General features: G+C 55.9%; 14 protein-coding genes. 7 read left to right on the top strand and 7 right to left on the bottom strand.

The features are described from left to right. Window positions 1-57: 57 nt before the first annotated feature. The 3 genes from DD597_RS12995 to DD597_RS12985 all read right to left on the bottom strand — a co-directional run bounded on the left by DD597_RS12995 (window position 58) and on the right by DD597_RS12985 (window position 2,853). Window positions 58-1,023 carry a DMT family transporter gene (locus tag DD597_RS12995; protein WP_045350661.1) on the bottom strand — a complete coding sequence of 322 codons (966 nt, stop codon included), beginning with the start codon at window positions 1,021-1,023 and terminating at the stop codon, window positions 58-60. A gap of 75 nt (window positions 1,024-1,098) precedes the next feature. Continuing rightward, entirely contained in the window at window positions 1,099-1,923 is an 825-nt protein-coding gene (locus DD597_RS12990) for an AraC family transcriptional regulator (protein WP_023315272.1), read from the bottom strand. Window positions 1,924-2,004: 81 nt separating this feature from the next. Beyond that, window positions 2,005-2,853, bottom strand: coding sequence for an SDR family oxidoreductase (locus DD597_RS12985; RefSeq protein ID WP_045350662.1), 849 nt, complete (start codon window positions 2,851-2,853; stop codon window positions 2,005-2,007). Between the two features lie 84 nt (window positions 2,854-2,937). Between DD597_RS12985 and DD597_RS12980 the strand changes: the two genes are divergently transcribed. Further along, window positions 2,938-3,324 carry a helix-turn-helix domain-containing protein gene (locus DD597_RS12980; RefSeq protein WP_058648488.1) on the top strand — a complete coding sequence of 129 codons (387 nt, stop codon included), beginning with the start codon at window positions 2,938-2,940 and terminating at the stop codon, window positions 3,322-3,324. Window positions 3,325-3,730: 406 nt separating this feature from the next. On the opposite strand, the gene DD597_RS12975 is transcribed toward DD597_RS12980, so the two are convergent. Beyond that, the gene (locus DD597_RS12975; RefSeq protein WP_129256271.1) at window positions 3,731-5,674 is read right to left on the bottom strand and encodes a 2',3'-cyclic-nucleotide 2'-phosphodiesterase; all 1,944 of its coding nucleotides are present in this window, start codon (window positions 5,672-5,674) and stop codon (window positions 3,731-3,733) included. Window positions 5,675-5,864: 190 nt separating this feature from the next. Here DD597_RS12975 and cysQ point away from each other — a divergent pair, with 190 nt between their 5' ends. Next, on the top strand, window positions 5,865-6,605 hold the full coding sequence (gene cysQ, locus DD597_RS12970; protein ID WP_003856050.1) for a 3'(2'),5'-bisphosphate nucleotidase CysQ: 741 nt from the start codon (window positions 5,865-5,867) through the stop codon (window positions 6,603-6,605). On the opposite strand, the gene DD597_RS12965 is transcribed toward cysQ, so the two are convergent. Then, a complete protein-coding gene (locus tag DD597_RS12965; protein WP_022650270.1) occupies window positions 6,599-7,156 on the bottom strand; it encodes a YtfJ family protein in 558 nt (185 codons plus the stop codon). The two genes, cysQ and DD597_RS12965, sit on opposite strands and share 7 nt — an antisense overlap. A 324-nt stretch (window positions 7,157-7,480) precedes the next feature. On the opposite strand from DD597_RS12965, the gene DD597_RS12960 reads away from it, so the two are divergent. After that, complete coding sequence (locus tag DD597_RS12960; RefSeq protein WP_003856054.1) at window positions 7,481-7,687, top strand: DUF1107 domain-containing protein; 207 nt, start codon at window positions 7,481-7,483, stop codon at window positions 7,685-7,687. A gap of 335 nt (window positions 7,688-8,022) precedes the next feature. After that, a complete protein-coding gene (locus DD597_RS12955) occupies window positions 8,023-8,430 on the top strand; it encodes a hypothetical protein (protein ID WP_032608366.1) in 408 nt (135 codons plus the stop codon). Window positions 8,431-8,513: 83 nt separating this feature from the next. Here DD597_RS12955 and DD597_RS12950 read toward each other — a convergent pair whose 3' ends face one another. Beyond that, window positions 8,514-9,851: a hemolysin family protein gene (locus tag DD597_RS12950; RefSeq protein WP_022650272.1), complete on the bottom strand. Its 1,338-nt coding sequence runs from the start codon at window positions 9,849-9,851 to the stop codon at window positions 8,514-8,516. Window positions 9,852-10,062: 211 nt separating this feature from the next. Beyond that, window positions 10,063-10,704 carry a peptide-methionine (S)-S-oxide reductase MsrA gene (gene msrA / locus DD597_RS12945; protein WP_003856057.1) on the bottom strand — a complete coding sequence of 214 codons (642 nt, stop codon included), beginning with the start codon at window positions 10,702-10,704 and terminating at the stop codon, window positions 10,063-10,065. Between the two features lie 224 nt (window positions 10,705-10,928). Between msrA and tamA the strand changes: the two genes are divergently transcribed. Genes tamA through DD597_RS12930 form a run of 3 tightly spaced genes read left to right on the top strand, consistent with a single transcriptional unit; the run spans window position 10,929 to window position 16,782 of the window. Beyond that, a complete protein-coding gene (gene tamA, locus DD597_RS12940) occupies window positions 10,929-12,662 on the top strand; it encodes an autotransporter assembly complex protein TamA (protein WP_022650273.1) in 1,734 nt (577 codons plus the stop codon). Further along, a complete protein-coding gene (gene tamB, locus DD597_RS12935) occupies window positions 12,659-16,435 on the top strand; it encodes an autotransporter assembly complex protein TamB (protein ID WP_048210728.1) in 3,777 nt (1,258 codons plus the stop codon). The genes tamA and tamB overlap by 4 nt, the downstream gene beginning before the upstream one ends. A gap of 2 nt (window positions 16,436-16,437) precedes the next feature. Then, window positions 16,438-16,782 (top strand): gamma-glutamylcyclotransferase, encoded by a 345-nt coding sequence (locus DD597_RS12930; protein WP_017383925.1) that lies wholly within the window; start codon window positions 16,438-16,440, stop codon window positions 16,780-16,782. Window positions 16,783-16,895 lie beyond the last annotated feature (113 nt).

Raw genomic sequence — 16,895 nt, 5'->3', positions numbered from 1 at the left:
GGGCCTACGAGGCGTTATTTTGTAGGCCGGGTAAGCGTCAGCGCCACCCGGCAGAAATCACCCCTCCGACGCCGGAACGACCATCGGTTTTTCCGGCTTCGCTCTCACCGCAATCACCACCCCAACGACCAGCAGCGCGATCCCGCAGGCCGTTAGCAGCGGCGGCACGCTCTGACGCATCAGGAAGGTATAGAGCAGCCCGGCCAGCGTCTCAAAGACAATCAGCGGCCCCAGTATCACCGTCGGCAGCTTCTGGCTGGCAATGTTCCAGCACAGCGCGCCCACCCACGAACAGAGCACGGCAATGGCGACCATTAGCCCGACGAATACCCACGGGCGCGGTCCGAGGGGCAGGGTAAATGCCGGTTGCTGGCTACCCAGCCAGACACACGCGCCCACATAGCCCAGCAACGAGACAGGGAGGGTGACCAGCGCCTGCGCCGTCGCCCACATCATCGGATGTTTATCCGGGTTTTCCCGCAGCCAGCGTGCGTTGCGCAGGGCATACCAGGCCCAACAGACAACCGAAATAAACGCCAGAAAGATCCCTGAACCGTAACGCCACACGCTGAAATTTTCCAGACCATGGCGAAGCTCGGCAATATTCACGCACACCAGCCCCACGGCAATGCAGACCAGCGCCGGCGCCATTTTTGACCACGCCAGTTTGCCGTCACGCTGGCTGTAAAGCAGGTTCGCGAAAACCGGGATGACCACCGGCAGCGTGCCGATAATCATGGTCGACACCGGCGCACCGGTGCGCTGAATGGCGCTCGCCAGACAGACGTAGTAGATCAGATTACCCATCATGGTCAGCCCCAGCGCGGTGAGCCAGTCCTGGCGGCCCAGCTGACGCAGACGCGTGCGCCCCAGCCACGCCAGCGGCACGGCAATCAGCCCCAGCGCCAGGTAACGTCCGGTCGACTGCAATATTGCCGGGTACTCCGGCACAATCAGCGGGCCGACAAAAATCAGCCCCCACATCAAACCCGCAAGCAGGGCATACAACACGCCGCTAATCATTTTTCCATCCATCTTGATTCACTTTGCGCTCAGTGTAGGAGGGCAAAACGGGCGCGTATTGTATGAGGTTGCGCATTAGCGCGGCATAACCTGTTTCTGGTAGCGCACGGGTGTGATGCCGTAGCGACGGGTGAAGGCGCGGGTCAGGTGCGACTGATCGGTCAGCCCGGTCGCGGCGGCCACCTCGGCGGCAGGCATGCCATGGGTGAGGAATGCTTTGGCGCGCCACAGCCGGATGGCCATCAGCATCTGGTGGGGCGTAACGTGGAAATGGGCTTTGAACTGGCGCTGAAAATGGTACGGGCTGAGCGAGACAACGTTAGCCAGCTCGTCCAGGGTCAGCGAGCGCATATAGTTGTCGTGCAGGTAGTCGCGAACGCGTTCGAAGCGGTGCGTGGCCTCCTGCACCACCGGCGCATGGTGGGCCAGCGGCTGAAAAGTCTGAATCAAATCCAGTAGCAGCCCCTTCTGCGCCAGCGGATCGTCCGTGTGCCACAGGCCATAAATCAACTGGCCTATCTGTTGCGAGCGCAGCGGATCGTGACGCGTGACGTCGCTAAACCACCAGTGACGCAGGCCAGTGACCTCTTCCAGCAGGTCGGGTTCGATGTAGACCATCCGGTAGCGCCAGCCGCCTTCAGTGGCGGATTCCCCGGTGTGGATCTCGTCCGGGTTCATGGTCACGACGGATTTTTCCGCGGCAAGATGCTGGGTACCGCGATAGCGGAAGCGTTCGGCACCGGTTTCGATGGTGCCGATACCGAAGGCTTCATGAGTGTGCGGCTCGAAGGCGTAGTCAGAGATATGGGCGTGATAAAGCTCCAGGCCCGGCAGCTGCGCCAGATGGCGAAAGCGCGCGCTGTCTCTCTCATCAGTGAACTGTTCCGGTACGCCTTGCACGGTGAGCCTCCTTGTGGGTCATCGCTTCATTATCAGAGATGACCCGAGGGGATGCCACAAAAAATAACCAATTTTTAACAACTACAGGATGGCTTTGACGCTTTCCGCCAGCGGTGTGGTTGGGCGGCCAATGAGCTTGCTCAGGGTATGGTTGTCGTCGAACAGGCCGCCTTTGGACGCGCCGGTGTCGGAGTCCGCCAGCATTTCCGCCAGCCCGGCAGGCAGACCAACGCCCTTCAGCGCAGCGGCGAAATCGGCTTCGCTGAGGTTCTGATACGTTACCGGCTTACCGCTCTGCTTGCTCAGTTCCGCAGCCAGTTCGCTCAGCGTCCAGGCATTATCACCCGCCAGTTCATACACCTTGCCGGCATGACCCTCTTCAGAAATCACTTTCGCTGCCGCCGCCGCGTAATCCGCACGGGTCGCAGAGGCAATTTTGCCTTCGCCTGCGGCCCCCATAAACACGCCGTGTTCCAGCGCTGGCGGCGCGCTTGCCAGGTAGTTTTCGGTGTACCAGCCGTTGCGCAGCAGGGCGTAAGGCACGCCGGAGGCCGCCAGGGCATTTTCGGTTTCGACGTGCTCAACGTGCAGACCCAGCGGGGATTTGTCAGCATGCAGCAGGCTGGTATAGGCGATGAATTTCACCCCGGCGGCTTTGGCGGCGTTTATCACGTTCTGGTGCTGTACGGCGCGCTGGCCCACTTCGCTGGAGGAGATGAGCAGTAGTTTATCCACGCCGTTCAGCGCGGTGGTAAATGCGGCTTCATCGGTGTAATCCGCCTGACGCACAACGACCCCTTGCTGACGCAACGCTTCGGCTTTCGCCAGGTTACGCACAATAGCCACGATCTGGCTGGCCGGAACGGTTTTCAGCAGTTCTTCAATAACGTGTTGGCCAAGCTGGCCGGTTGCGCCGGTAATCGCGATCATGATGAATCTCCTTCGTGTTTGTCTGGTGTTGTGGCACACTATCACCATAACTAACTTTTAGTAAGTACGTACAAAAAGGTAAGTATGAAAACAACAATACCAACGCTCAGCGAGCAAATGCGCGATGGCAACCTCTTTGCGGAACAGTGCCCGTCACGGGAGGTGCTCAAACACGTAACCAGCCGCTGGGGCGTGCTGATCCTGGTGGCGTTACGTCAGGGGACGCATCGCTTCAGCGATCTGCGCCGCAAGATGGGCGGCGTCAGCGAGAAGATGCTGGCCCAGTCTTTACAGGCGCTGGAGCATGATGGGTTTGTCGATCGCGTGTCGTATCCGGTCGTACCGCCGCATGTGGAGTATAGCCTGACGCCGCTGGGGCTGGAGGTGAGCGAGAAGGTGGCCGCGCTGGCCGACTGGATTGAGGTCAATACGCCGCAGGTGCTGGCGAATAGGGACGAGCGTGCGGCGTAAACGCCGGGTATGTGCGGCCTGATGCCCTCACCCTGACCCTCTCCCACGGGGCTGAGGGTTCCCCACAAAATAATGCCTGCACAGACGGCCCCCTCTCCCTTGAGGGAGAGGGCTGGGGTGAGGGGGACATACGGCTCTGGTGGTTATTCCGTTCACTTTATGTTCCTTGCTACTCTGTCACGACATGAGCGGTGAACGTGCCAGGGTGGCTCAGTCGCCACCACCCTGGCGACCCGGCCTACAGGAAACGCCTCAGCGATTTACAGCCGGACCGAGGCATCGCTGAAAGCCCTCAGTTATTCTGAGGCAACGTTATCGCTTTTGCTTTCAAATTACTGGGGAACCCTCAGCCCACGGGGAGAGGGAACAAACACCAAAAATGGCAACGAGCGTTGCCGTTTTGCTTTTACCTGCTCAAATCCACCTGATAAATCGCGAACCCAATATCATCCGTCGCGACCTTTTTCATCGGATACTGCGCCTTATCCTTGATAAACGCGGCTGCTTTATCGGACGGAGATGTCTCAAAGCGAATATCCAGCTTAGTGTCGCTGTGGATCGGCGCAAGTCGCCAGTTGTTATCCACCGCCGGATGAATTTCACCCGCCTTTTTCGACTCCGCGCTGATCCACGCCGCCAGCACCGAACGGTTCTCATCCGGTGAGGCAAAGGCGATATGGCTGTCACCCGTACCGGCAAACTTACCGCCATAGGCGCGGTAGTTGTTGGTCACCACCAGGAAAGTGGCATTAGGATCAATCGCTTTGCCGTTGAAGGTCAGGTTTTTGATGCGTTCTGCCTGCGGATTAATGGCCTGACATTCGCCGTCATATTTCGCGGGCTGGGTAACGTCAATCTGATAATCCACGCCGTCGATCACGTCGAAGTTGTAGGTGCGGAAACCGTCCCAGTTAATCAGCGACTGCGGTTTGCTGCTGTGCGGATCGATCTGGTTGAACTGTCCGGCAGAGCACTCCAGCCACTCCTTCACCTCTTTCCCGGTGGCTTTCACCACCACGAGTGTGTTGGGATAGAGGTAGAGATCGGCGGCATTACGGAAGGTCAGCTGGCCTTTTTCCACCTCAACGTAGCTGGCCGGATCGTTCTTACGTCCGCCCACTTTGAATGGCGCCGCGGCAGACAGTACCGGCAGATTTGCCAGATCCGGATCGCCCTGAATATAGTGCTCCGCATAGGCTTTCTGCGCCATGTTGACTACCTGCACGGTCGGGTCATCCTGTACCAGCGCGAGGAAGCTGTACATGTTATCAGCCGATTTACCGATCGGCTTGCTGACAAATTCACGCGTCGCGTCGTGGTCATGCTTCAGGACGTCGACCAGCTTTTTATCTTCCCCTGCCAGAGATTTTTTGGCCGCTGCGTCGTAGATCGGACGCGCTTCCGCTTTCGACTGCGTGACTTTCCAGCTTCCGCTGTCGTTATTCAGCACCAGATCCACCACGCCAAGGTGGTCACCCCACATGCCCGGCATCACCGATGGCACACCGTTGAGCGTCCCTTTTTCGATGTCCGCGCCTTTGATATCAGCGAAATCTTTGCCCGGGAAGACGGCATGGGCGTGACCAAACAGGATCGCATCCACGCCCGGCACCTGGCTGAGATAGTACACGGAGTTCTCAGCCATCACCTGATACGGGTCGGCCGAGAGGCCGGAGTGGGCCACGACGACCACCACATCCGCCCCTTTCGCCCGCATCTCCGGCACGTATTTGCGCGCGGTTTCGGTAATGTCGTTGACGGTTACTTTCCCGTCGAGGTTGGCTTTATCCCACGTCATGATCTGCGGCGGTACAAAACCGATATAGCCGATTTTCAGCGTCTGTTTTTTACCGTCCTGGTCGACAACCTCGGTCTCTTTAATCAGATAAGGGGTGAAGCGCGGCTTCTTCGTCTTAACGTCGATGATATTGGCGTTAACGTACGGGAATTTTGCCCCTGCCAGCGCGTCGTGCAGGTATTTCAGACCGTAGTTAAATTCGTGGTTGCCCAGGTTGCCAACCGCATAATCCAGGGTGTTCATCGCTTTATAGACAGGGTGGATCTCGCCTTTTTTCAGCCCCTTCGCCGCCATGTAGTCGCCGAGCGGGCTGCCCTGAATTAAGTCCCCGTTATCGACCAGCACGCTGTTTTTCACTTCACCGCGGGCGGCGTTGATCAAACTTGCCGTGCGTACCAGTCCGAATTTTTCCGTAGGGGTATCTTTGTAGTAATCGAAGTCCATCATATTGCTGTGCAGATCGGTGGTTTCCAGAATACGGAGATCCACCGTCGCTGCCTGAACGCTTGCCGCAATCAGCGTTGCCAGGAGCGTTGCGCTAAACTTAATCATCTGAGGAGTCCTTTTTTCGATCCAAGCCACAAAAGAATATGTATGTAGTATTTGTTGCTTACAGAAGTGTGAATGCTGCCAGAAAAAAGGGCGCTGAAACCAGAATTGCTTCACAGATAGCGGAATTGTTCACATTACGATATAACTAAAACAATAAGTTATGCCCACTGCGTTAACGAAGAGGTGGAGAATGTTAGATAAAATTTGTCAGCTCGCACGGGATGCGGGTGATGCCATTATGCAGGTGTACGACGGTGCGAAACCGATGGATGTTGTCAGCAAAGCGGATGACTCCCCGGTGACGGCGGCGGATATCGCGGCGCATGCGGTGATCCTGAAAGGTTTGCAGGCCCTGACGCCGGATATTCCGGTCCTTTCTGAAGAAGCGCCCCAGAGCTGGGATGAACGTCAGCACTGGCAGCGTTACTGGCTTGTCGACCCGCTGGACGGCACGAAAGAGTTTATCAAGCGTAACGGTGAATTCACCGTCAACATCGCTCTGATTGAAAACGGGAAAGCGGTACTGGGCGTGGTTTATGCCCCGGTGATGAAGGTGATGTACAGCGCGGCGGAAGGTAAAGCCTGGAAGGAAGAGTGCGGCGTGCGTAAGCAGATCCAGGTGCGTGATGCCCGTCCTCCGCTGGTGGTGATCAGCCGCTCGCACAGTGACAGCGAGCTGGAGGAGTATCTGCAACAGCTGGGTGAACACCAGACGACGTCGATTGGCTCGTCGCTGAAGTTCTGTCTGGTGGCGGAAGGGCAGGCGCAGCTGTACCCACGTTTCGGGCCGACGAACGTCTGGGATACGGCGGCAGGGCATGCGGTGGCGGCGGCCGCTGGCGCGCATGTGCATGACTGGCAGGGTAAGCCACTGGACTACACCCCGCGCGAGTCATTCCTGAATCCGGGCTTCCGGGTGTCACTTTACTGAGTCAGCAGCTTATGCAGCAGGGCAACCACCTGCTGCACCTCATCCTGCGTCAGCGCGCCGTCTTTAACCCACTCTACGCGACCGTTTTTGTCCAGCACGACAATCGCTGAACTCTCCTCTTCCAGCTGCCACGCCTTACGCGTCACGCCGTTGCTGTCGACAATAAACTGCGACCAGGGATAGAGCTTCTTATTGCTCTCAAGGCTTGAGCGCACAAACATGCCGGAGCCGGGAATGGCGTCGTCGGTGTTCACGATGGTGGTGGTCTGGTAGCGATCGTGCGGGAGTTTTGCGGCCTTGATCGCCTCCACGAGGGTAGCGTTTTTCTCTTTAGCGGATGTACGTCCGGCAATATGTTGTACAACTCTCACTTTGCCCGCAAGCTGCGCGCTATTCCAGGCTTTATAGCTAAACTTATCATTGTCGAGAATCAATTCTCCCCGGTCAGCAATCCCGACCGGCGGGACACGTTGTCCTTTTTCAATGTTGTGTGCGGAAGCCATCAGCGGCAGCAACAGGCAAGCTGCTGCCAGGAGGTTACGTAGGGTCATGGTGTTTCCTTATTGTTAGCAGGTGATCCGACCACTTGGTCATGCGCTTTTAATCATAAGTGCGATCAATAGGCTTTTCCCGCAATCCCGATGCCAGTTTGCGGGCGAACGCACATATCTATGCAAAAACGACGGCATATACTGCGCTGTATCACGCTTTGCAAAGATTATTCTGAATAATTGTAATCAAACGGTAAATAAACTTATGCACACTGGGTAAGTACGAGGTTCTGGTCTATAGTCATTGGGCATCAAAATTTGCGCTCAGGACAGTCGGGCCGATTGTGGCACCGCAAGAGCGTATGATTCGCAGGAGATACAAGAATGAAAATTTTCCAACGCTACAACCCGCTTCAGGTGGCGAAGTACGTGAAGATCCTGTTCCGTGGACGGTTGTACATCAAGGATGTTGGCGCTTTTGAGTTCGATAAGGGCAAAATCCTTATCCCGAAAGTGAAGGACAAACAGCACTTGTCTGTGATGTCCGAAGTCAACCGTCAGGTTATGCGTCTGCAAACTGAGATGGCTTAACCAACGTGCTATGCAGTAGTTGTTAAAAAGACGGCTCCCAATGGGAGCCGTTGATGTTTGTAGGGCCAGTCCAGAGACATACCCTGAAGCAGATAGTTTTGACTTGGCGTTATTTGTATTAACGGGCATAACCATGAATTGATGAAGTTTTTCTTAAAATCTTTTTCAGTGCTAAAAATTGATATAAAACATTAAAAACTTGGATCACTATTGGACTTATTATCCATGGCATAAACAATACCCCTATACTTTTTATAAGCGAGTTGTAAAAAGGTCAGCTTTAACTGTTGGCTGAGAAGGGAAGCCGTTACGCATGGAAAATAAATGGAATAATTATGCATCGAGATCTGGTTTTTAAAAATAAGAATATATTTGTGTTATTTATGTTAGCTACCATAGGATATGGGATTTGGCGCATGCTTGGTGACTTTTTTTACCTTGAACAGACTATAGTTTATCGGCATGCCGTAGTTGATAAGTCTATGTTGTATATCACGGAAAGCAGCGCGGGTGCGACGACTTCTTTCGTATATAAATATTATCTTTACACGGCACAAAAGACCGATGAAGTTTTTTTAGAAGACATTAAAAATGGTTATGAACCTTTCCTTGTCACCACCGATCCTGGCGTGAAAGTTAGCATTGAAGACAGAACGATTTTTCTTAAAGTAAGCGGGGATATTTTTAAATTTAATAATATCGTAGGCTCTGCCTTTATTTATCTCAATTCGTCCCCCTTCTAAGGACTTAAAAAATTATTTAAATTACATAAACGGCAGCTTCCGTTTTAAAACAAAAAGGGCAGCTCAACGCTGCCCTTCATAAATTACGCCGACACCTTCTCTTCCGCATCCGGCAGTTTCGGCACCAGCACGGTCGGTTTGCTATCAATACGCGTTACCAGCAGCTGATCGATGCGGTAGTTATCAATATCCACCACTTCAAACTTGAAGCCGGAGAACTTCACTGAGTCGGTACGTTTCGGGATTTTACGCAGCATAAACATCATAAAGCCGCCGATGGTCTCGTAGTTTCCGGACTGCGGGAACTCGTCGATGTCGAGCACGCGCATGACGTCTTCAATCGGCGTACCGCCATCGATGAGCCATGAATTTTCGTCACGCTGAACAATCTGCTCTTCCAGCCCCTGGCCGACCAGGTCGCCCATCAGGGTCGTCATAACGTCGTTGAGGGTGATAATGCCCACCACCAGCGCGTATTCGTTCATGATCACCGCGAAGTCTTCCCCGGCGGTTTTGAAACTTTCCAGCGCTTCGGAGAGCGTCAGGGTGTCCGGCACAATCAGGGTGTTGCGGATCTGCACGCCGCTGTTCAGCGCCAGGCTCTGGTTTGCCAGCACGCGGTTCAGCAGGTCTTTGGAGTCCACATAGCCGATGATATGGTCGATATCTTCGTTACAGACCAGGAACTTGGAGTGCGGATGCTGCGCCACTTTGGTCTTCAGGCTCTGCTCGTCTTCATGCAGATCGAACCAGATGATGTTTTCACGGCCGGTCATGGAGGACGGCACGGTACGGGATTCCAGTTCGAAAACGTTCTCAATCAGCTCGTGCTCCTGCTTGCGCAGCACGCCTGCCAGCGCCCCGGCTTCCACCACGGCATAAATATCATCGGAGGTGATGTCGTCTTTACGCACCATCGGCAGCTTGAAGATGCGGAAAATGACGTTCGCCAGGCCGTTAAAGAACCACACCAGCGGACGGAAGACATAAAGGCAGAAGCGCATCGGGTTGATGATACGCAAAGCCACAGCTTCTGGCGCAATCATACCGATGCGTTTCGGGGTCAGGTCCGCGAATAAAATGAACAAGCCGGTCACCAGGGAGAAGGAGAGGATGAAGCTCAACTGCTCGGCCAGCTCTACGGACATGTACTTAACAAAGAGGCCATAAAACGCCGGAGAAAACGCTGCATCACCCACGATACCGCCAAGAATGGCGACCGCGTTCAGGCCAATCTGCACCACGGTAAAGAACATGCCGGGGTTTTCCTGCATTTTCAGAATGCGTGATGCGTTGATGTTGCCCTCGTCGGCAAGCAGCTTCAGTTTGATTTTACGGGAGGCAGCCAGCGAGATCTCCGATATCGAGAAAAATGCACTGACGGCAATAAGACAAAGTATTACTAAAATACTGTTTAACATAGTTTATCCGGCTTCTCGCCAGATCCTCAGAAGGGGAGTTGATACCATTCGTGTGAAGACACATTGAAGTCAGCTCGTAGCGTTGAGCCGATTATTTCAGCGGTAGTATAGCGTAAAGACGTGTAAACCTGCCAGAGGTCACGTTTTCGGCAAAAAGTGGCCGGAGGGAGAGGCTGTGCGCCACGCGGCTCGCGTGGCGCTGAAGCCGTAATCAGTCCTGTTGTGGAGGCAGACAGACGCCGATGCCGCCAATGCCGCAGTAGCCGTACGGATTTTTATGCAGGTACTGCTGGTGGTCGTCTTCGGCATAGTAGAACGGTTTCGCGGTAGCGATTTCCGTCGTGACCTGACGTTTATCACCGGCCGCCTGCATCGCTTCCTGGAAACGCGTCAGGCTGGCGTGGGCCGCGGCCTCCTGCTCTGGGGTGAGCGGGTAGATGGCCGAACGGTATTGGGTGCCGTGATCGTTACCCTGACGCATGCCCTGCGCCGGGTCATGGTTTTCCCAGAACACCTGGAGCAGCTGTTCATAGCTAATGACGCTCGGGTCATACACCACACGCACCGCTTCAGCATGACCGGTCTCACCGGAACAGACTTCGCGGTAGGTTGGGTTAGGCGTATATCCTCCGGTGTAGCCCGCAGCGGTGCTGTACACGCCCGGCAGTTGCCAGAACAGGCGTTCTACGCCCCAGAAGCAGCCCATGGCAAACAGGGCGATCTCCATTCCATCAGGAACGTTTGTCATTGAATGGTTGTTTACGGCGTGTAATGTCGCCACTGGCATAGGGGTGTTGCGTCCCGGTAACGCATCGGCTTGTGATACCAGATGCTTTTTATCAAATAAACTCACGGTGGGGCCTCCGGGGTAGCGTTGTTTCGGTTAAGGTTGTCACGAAGCGTTTAATTGAACACAATAAATGCGATGAATGAGTCTAGATTTAATCATAAGAAATATTTGGGTGTTACACCCTTTTTCAACCCGTAATTTGGGTTTTTGGCTTTCAGGCCGTATTTTGCCGCGGAGCGGCACTGCATTTGCTTCCAGGGTGGAAACAGGGATATTCAGGAGAAAACGTGACAAAGATCCGCCAGTTATGTTTAGTCAGCTTACTGCTGACCAGCGGGATTGCCAGCGCGGCGAATGTCCGTTTGCAGGTTGAGGGGTTATCCGGGGCGCTGGAAAAAAACGTGCGTGCGCAGCTTTCTACTATCCAGAGCGATGAGGTCACGCCGGATCGGCGTTTTCGCGCGCGCGTGGATGACGCCATTCGCGAAGGCTTAAAGGCGTTGGGGTACTACGAACCCACCATCGATTTCGATTTACGCCCGCCGCCGGCAAAAGGACGTCAGGTGTTGATTGCCCGCGTCTCGCCGGGCGAACCCGTCCTGATTGGCGGCACGAACGTGGTGCTGCGCGGCGGCGCGCGCACGGATCGTGACTACCTGGATCTGCTCAGCACCCGTCCGAAAGTGGGCACTGTGCTCAATCACGGGGATTACGATCGTTTTAAAAAATCATTAACCAGCGTTTCGCTGCGCAAAGGCTACTTCGACAGCCAGTTCAACAAAAGCCAGCTAGGCGTTGCGCTTGAGCGACGTCAGGCATTCTGGGATATCGATTACGACAGCGGCGAGCGCTACCGGTTTGGCGATGTGACCTTCGAAGGATCGCAAATCCGTGATGAGTATCTGCAAAACCTGGTGCCGTTTAAAAAGGGCGACTACTACCAGTCCAGCGACCTGGGCGAGCTGAACCGTCGTTTGTCCGCGACGGGCTGGTTTAACTCCGTGGTGGTGGCGCCGGAATTTGATAAATCCCGTAAAACGAAAGTGTTACCGCTGCATGGCGTGGTCTCTCCGCGCACCGAAAACACCATTGAGACCGGTGTCGGCTACTCCACGGACGTCGGCCCGCGCGTGAAAGCCTCGTGGAAAAAACCGTGGATGAACTCCTACGGCCACAGCCTGACCACCAGCGTGAGCCTGTCTGCGCCTGAACAGCAGCTGGACTTCAGCTATAAAATGCCGCTGCTGAAAAATCCGCTTGAGCAATACTACCTCGTGCAGGGCGGCTTTAAGCGTACCGATTTGAACGATACCGAGCAGGACTCGACGACGCTTGCGGTATCACGCTTCTGGGATCTCTCCAGCGGCTGGCAGCGCGCCATTAACCTGCGCTGGAGCCTCGACCACTTTACCCAGGCAAACGTCACCAACACCACCATGCTGCTTTATCCGGGCGTGATGATCAGCCGTACCCGCTCGCGCGGTGGCCTGATGCCGACCTGGGGCGACTCTCAGCGCTACTCCATCGATTACTCCAACACTGCCTGGGGCTCCGACGTAGACTTCTCCGTCTTTCAGGCGCAAAACGTCTGGATCCGCACGCTGTACGACAAACACCGCTTTGTGATGCGCGGTAATCTCGGCTGGATCGAAACCGGTGATTTCGAACGCGTCCCGCCGGATCTGCGCTTCTTCGCCGGGGGCGACCGCAGCATTCGCGGGTATAAGTACAAATCGATCTCACCTGAAAACGACAAAGGCCAGTTGACCGGGGCGTCAAAACTGGCGACCGGCTCGCTGGAGTACCAGTACAACGTCAGCGGCAAGTGGTGGGGGGCGATGTTCGTTGACGGCGGTGAAGCGGTGAACGATATCCGCCGCAGCGATTTCAAAACCGGCGCGGGCGTAGGCGTGCGCTGGCAGTCACCGGTCGGGCCCATCAAGCTCGATTTCGCCGTTCCGGTGGGCGACAAAGACGAACACGGTTTACAGTTTTACATCGGTCTGGGGCCTGAATTATGAGTTTATGGAAGAAGATAAGCCTCGGGGTGCTGATTTTTATCGTATTACTGCTCGGTACGGTGGCGTTTCTGGTGGGCACCACCACGGGCCTGCATCTGCTGTTTAACGCCGCGAACCGCTGGGTGCCGGGGCTGGAAATCGGCCAGGTGACGGGCGGCTGGCGCGATCTGCGCCTGAAAAATATCCGTTACGAACAGCCCGGCGTGGCGGTGAACGCGGGCGAGTTTCATCTGGCGGTCAAGCTCGGCTGCCTGCGTGACAGCCAGCTGTGCGTAAACGATCTGTCGCTAAAAGACGTTAACGTGGCGATAGATTCCAAAAAAATGCCGAAGTCTGAGCCTGTTGAAGAAGAGGACAGCGGCCCGCTTAATCTCTCCACGCCGTACCCGATTGCGCTCTACCGGGTTGCGCTGGATAACGTCAATATCAAAATCGACGATACGACGGTATCCGTGATGGATTTCACCTCCGGTCTGCGCTGGCAGGAGAAAAACCTCACCCTGACCCCAACCTCCCTGCAAGGGCTGCTGATTGCGCTGCCGAAGGTGGCCGACGTGGCGCAGGAAGAGATCGTCGAGCCGAAGATCCAGAACCCGCAGCCGGAAGAAAAACCGCTGGGCGAAACGCTGAAAGATCTCTTCTCGAAACCGGTTCTGCCGGAGATGACCGACGTGCATCTGCCGCTGAACCTCAATATCGAAGAGTTTAAGGGCGAGCAGCTGCGTCTGACGGGTGATACCGATCTGACAGTCTTCAACATGCTGCTTAAAGTCAGCAGCATCGACGGCAACATGAAGCTCGACGCGCTGGATATCGACTCCAGTCAGGGCTCGGTGAACGCCTCAGGCAATGCGCTGCTGCGCGACAACTGGCCGGTGGATATTACGCTGAACAGCGCCCTGAACATCGATCCGCTGAAGGGCGAAAAGGTGAAGGTGAAGGTCGGCGGCGCGCTGCGTGAGAAGCTGGAGTTCGGCGTGAACCTTTCCGGACCGGTGGATATGGTGCTGCGCGGGCAAACCCAGCTGGCAGAGGCCGGTTTACCGCTCAACCTTGAGGTTGTCAGCAAGCAGCTTTACTGGCCGTTCACCGGCGAAAAACAGTTCCAGGCTGACGATCTGAAGCTGAAGCTGAGTGGCAAAATGACCGACTACACGCTGTCGTTCCGCACGGCAGTGAAGGGGCAGGGGGTACCGCCCGCCGATATCACCCTGGATGCGAAGGGTAACGAGTTGCAGGTTAACCTCGACAAGCTGACCGTGGCGGCGCTGGAAGGAAAAACAGAGCTGACCGCGCTGCTCGACTGGCAGCAGGCGATCAGCTGGCGCGGCGAGCTGAAGCTGACCGGGATCAACACCGCTAAAGAGGTCCCGGACTGGCCGTCAAAACTGGATGGCCTGATCAAAACCCGCGGTAGCCTGTACGGTGGCACCTGGCAGATGGACGTGCCGGAACTCAAGCTCACCGGCAACGTGAAGCAGAACAAAGTCAACGTAGAGGGCTCGCTTAAGGGCAACAGCTATCTCCAGTGGGTGATCCCGGGCCTGCACGTGGCGCTGGGCCGCAACACGGCAGATATCAAAGGCGAGCTGGGGGTGAAAGATCTCGATCTGGATGCCACCATCGACGCGCCAAATCTCGATAACGCCCTGCCGGGTCTTGGCGGCACGGCGAAGGGGTTAGTGAAGGTTCGCGGTACGGTGGAGGCGCCGCAGCTGCTGGCGGACATCACCGCTAATAACCTGCGCTGGCAGGAACTTTCCATTGCCCGCGTGCGCGTCGAAGGGGACGTGAAATCCACCGATCAGATCGGCGGAAACCTGGACCTGCGCGTGGAGCGTATCTCCCAGCCGGACGTGAACATCAGTCTGGTCACGCTGGCGGCAAAAGGTAACGAAAAGCAGCACGATCTCCAGCTGCGCGTGCAGGGCGAGCCGGTCTCCGGGCAGCTGCACCTGACGGGCAGTTTTGATCGCCAGGCAACGCGCTGGAAGGGCGTACTGGATAACACCCGCTTCAGCACGCCGGTCGGCCCGCTGATGCTGTCCCGATCCATCGCGCTGGACTACCGCAATGCGGAGCAAAAGTTAAGCATTGGGCCACACTGCTGGACCAACCCGAATGCTGAGCTGTGCGTGCCGCAGACCATTGATGCGGGCGCGGAAGGACGCGCGCAGATCAACCTCAACCGTTTCGACCTGGCGATGCTGAAACCGTTTATGCCGGAAACCACCCAGGCCAGCGGGGTCTTCAGCGGTAAAGCGGACGTCGCGTGGGACACCACCAAAGAGGGGCTGCCGCAGGGCAGCGTTACGCTCTCCGGGCGTAACGTGAAGGTGACGCAGGAGGTCAATGACGCGCCGCTGCCGGTAGCGTTCGACACCCTGAATGTGAACGCTGACCTGCGTAACAATCGTGCTGAACTGGGATGGCTGATCCGCCTGACCAACAACGGTCAGTTTGATGGACAGGTGCAAATTACCGATCCGCAAGGGCGGCGCAATCTCGGCGGCAACGTCAATATTCGCAACTTCAACCTGGCGATGGTGAATCCGATCTTCTCGCGGGGAGAAAAGGCGGCGGGGATGCTCAGCGCCAACCTGCGTCTGGCGGGGGATGCGCAAAGCCCGCAGCTGTTTGGCCAGATGCGGTTAAACGGCGTGGACATTGACGGTAACTTTATGCCGTTCGATATGCAGCCAAGCCAGCTGACGATGAACTTTAACGGCCAAAGCTCAACCCTCAGTGGCTCAGTGCTGACGCAGCAGGGACAAATCAACCTGAGCGGTGACGCAGACTGGAGCCAGCTCGACAACTGGCGCGCCCGTATTGCGGCCAAGGGCAGCAGGGTGCGTATCACGGTACCGCCGATGGTGCGCCTGGACGTGTCGCCAGACGTGGTCTTTGAGGCAACGCCGAGTCTCTTCACCCTGGACGGCCGTGTTGACGTACCGTGGGCGCGCATCGTGGTTCACGAAGTGCCGGAAAGCGCGGTTGGCGTCTCCAGTGATGAAGTTATGCTCAATGAAAATCTGAAACCTGTTGAACAGAAGAGCGCTGGCATACCGATCAATAGTAATCTTATCGTGCACGTGGGGAATAACGTGCGTTTGGACGCGTTTGGGCTGAAGGCGAGACTCACGGGTGACCTGAAAGTGGCGCAGGATCAACAGGGGCTTGGCCTCAATGGACAAATCAATATTCCTGAAGGGCGCTTCCATGCCTACGGTCAGGATTTGATTGTGCGTAAAGGCGAGCTGCTGTTCTCCGGTCCACCGGATCAGCCGGTACTCAATATCGAAGCGATACGTAACCCGGAAGCCACCGAAGATGATGTGATTGCGGGCGTGCGCGTGACGGGCTCCGCCGATGAACCTAAGGCAGAGATCTTCTCTGACCCAGCCATGTCGCAACAGGAAGCGCTCTCTTACCTGCTGCGCGGCCAGGGTCTGGATAGCCAACAGGGCGATGGTGCGGCAATGACATCAATGTTAGTCGGTCTGGGGGTTGCACAAAGTGGTCAGGTTGTGGGTAAAATCGGCGAGACGTTTGGCGTAAGCAATCTGGCGCTGGACACTCAGGGCGTGGGTGACTCTTCGCAGGTAGTGGTCAGCGGCTATGTACTGCCGGGTCTACAGGTAAAATATGGCGTGGGGATCTTTGACTCACTGGCTACACTCACGTTACGTTATCGCCTGATGCCTAAGCTATATCTGGAAGCAGTGTCCGGCGTAGACCAGGCACTTGATCTGCTCTATCAGTTTGAGTTTTAGCAATGCGAATATTTGTTTACGGCAGTTTACGAACCAGGCAAGGCAACAGCCACTGGATGACCAACGCCCAGTTGCTGGGAAATTACACAATCGAAAACTACCAGTTGTACAGTCTGGGCCACTATCCAGGCGCAGTTCCGGGGAACGGAACGGTACAGGGTGAGGTTTATCGTATTGATAATGCCACGCTGGCCGAACTTGATGCCTTGCGCACCAGGGGCGGTGAATACGCTCGCCAGTTGATCCAGACACCTTACGGCAGTGCATGGATGTACGTGTACCAACGTTCGGTCGACGGGTTAACGCTGATTGAAAGCGGTAACTGGTTAGACAGAGACCAGTTCTGAAAAACGACAACGCCACCGTAAGGTGGCGTTGTTTTTTTGCGCCCATTCGCACGGGTTACCGGGATCGAAAGGCACAAAAAAGCCCCGACGCGCGGGGCTTAGTATCAGCAGTA

The sequence above is a fragment of the Enterobacter cloacae complex sp. 677-3DZ2D5B genome (genome assembly GCF_004136695.1).
Taxonomy (GTDB): domain Bacteria; phylum Pseudomonadota; class Gammaproteobacteria; order Enterobacterales; family Enterobacteriaceae; genus Enterobacter; species Enterobacter hormaechei_C.
The sequence above is the reverse complement of the archived record's forward strand: the minus strand, read 5'-3'. Positions and strand labels throughout refer to the sequence as shown.

What these genes read in the sequence shown, in the direction of transcription:
- DD597_RS12995 (WP_045350661.1), bottom strand. Translation starts at nt 1,023, where the DNA reads ATGATTAGCGGCGTGTTGTATGCCCTGCTTGCGGGTTTGATGTGGGGG.
- DD597_RS12985 (WP_045350662.1), bottom strand. Translation starts at nt 2,853, where the DNA reads ATGATCGCGATTACCGGCGCAACCGGCCAGCTTGGCCAACACGTTATT.
- DD597_RS12980 (WP_058648488.1), top strand. Translation starts at nt 2,938, where the DNA reads ATGAAAACAACAATACCAACGCTCAGCGAGCAAATGCGCGATGGCAAC.
- DD597_RS12975 (WP_129256271.1), bottom strand. Translation starts at nt 5,674, where the DNA reads ATGATTAAGTTTAGCGCAACGCTCCTGGCAACGCTGATTGCGGCAAGC.
- cysQ (WP_003856050.1), top strand. Translation starts at nt 5,865, where the DNA reads ATGTTAGATAAAATTTGTCAGCTCGCACGGGATGCGGGTGATGCCATT.
- DD597_RS12965 (WP_022650270.1), bottom strand. Translation starts at nt 7,156, where the DNA reads ATGACCCTACGTAACCTCCTGGCAGCAGCTTGCCTGTTGCTGCCGCTG.
- DD597_RS12960 (WP_003856054.1), top strand. Translation starts at nt 7,481, where the DNA reads ATGAAAATTTTCCAACGCTACAACCCGCTTCAGGTGGCGAAGTACGTG.
- DD597_RS12955 (WP_032608366.1), top strand. Translation starts at nt 8,023, where the DNA reads ATGCATCGAGATCTGGTTTTTAAAAATAAGAATATATTTGTGTTATTT.
- DD597_RS12950 (WP_022650272.1), bottom strand. Translation starts at nt 9,851, where the DNA reads ATGTTAAACAGTATTTTAGTAATACTTTGTCTTATTGCCGTCAGTGCA.
- tamB (WP_048210728.1), top strand. Translation starts at nt 12,659, where the DNA reads ATGAGTTTATGGAAGAAGATAAGCCTCGGGGTGCTGATTTTTATCGTA.
- DD597_RS12930 (WP_017383925.1), top strand. Translation starts at nt 16,438, where the DNA reads ATGCGAATATTTGTTTACGGCAGTTTACGAACCAGGCAAGGCAACAGC.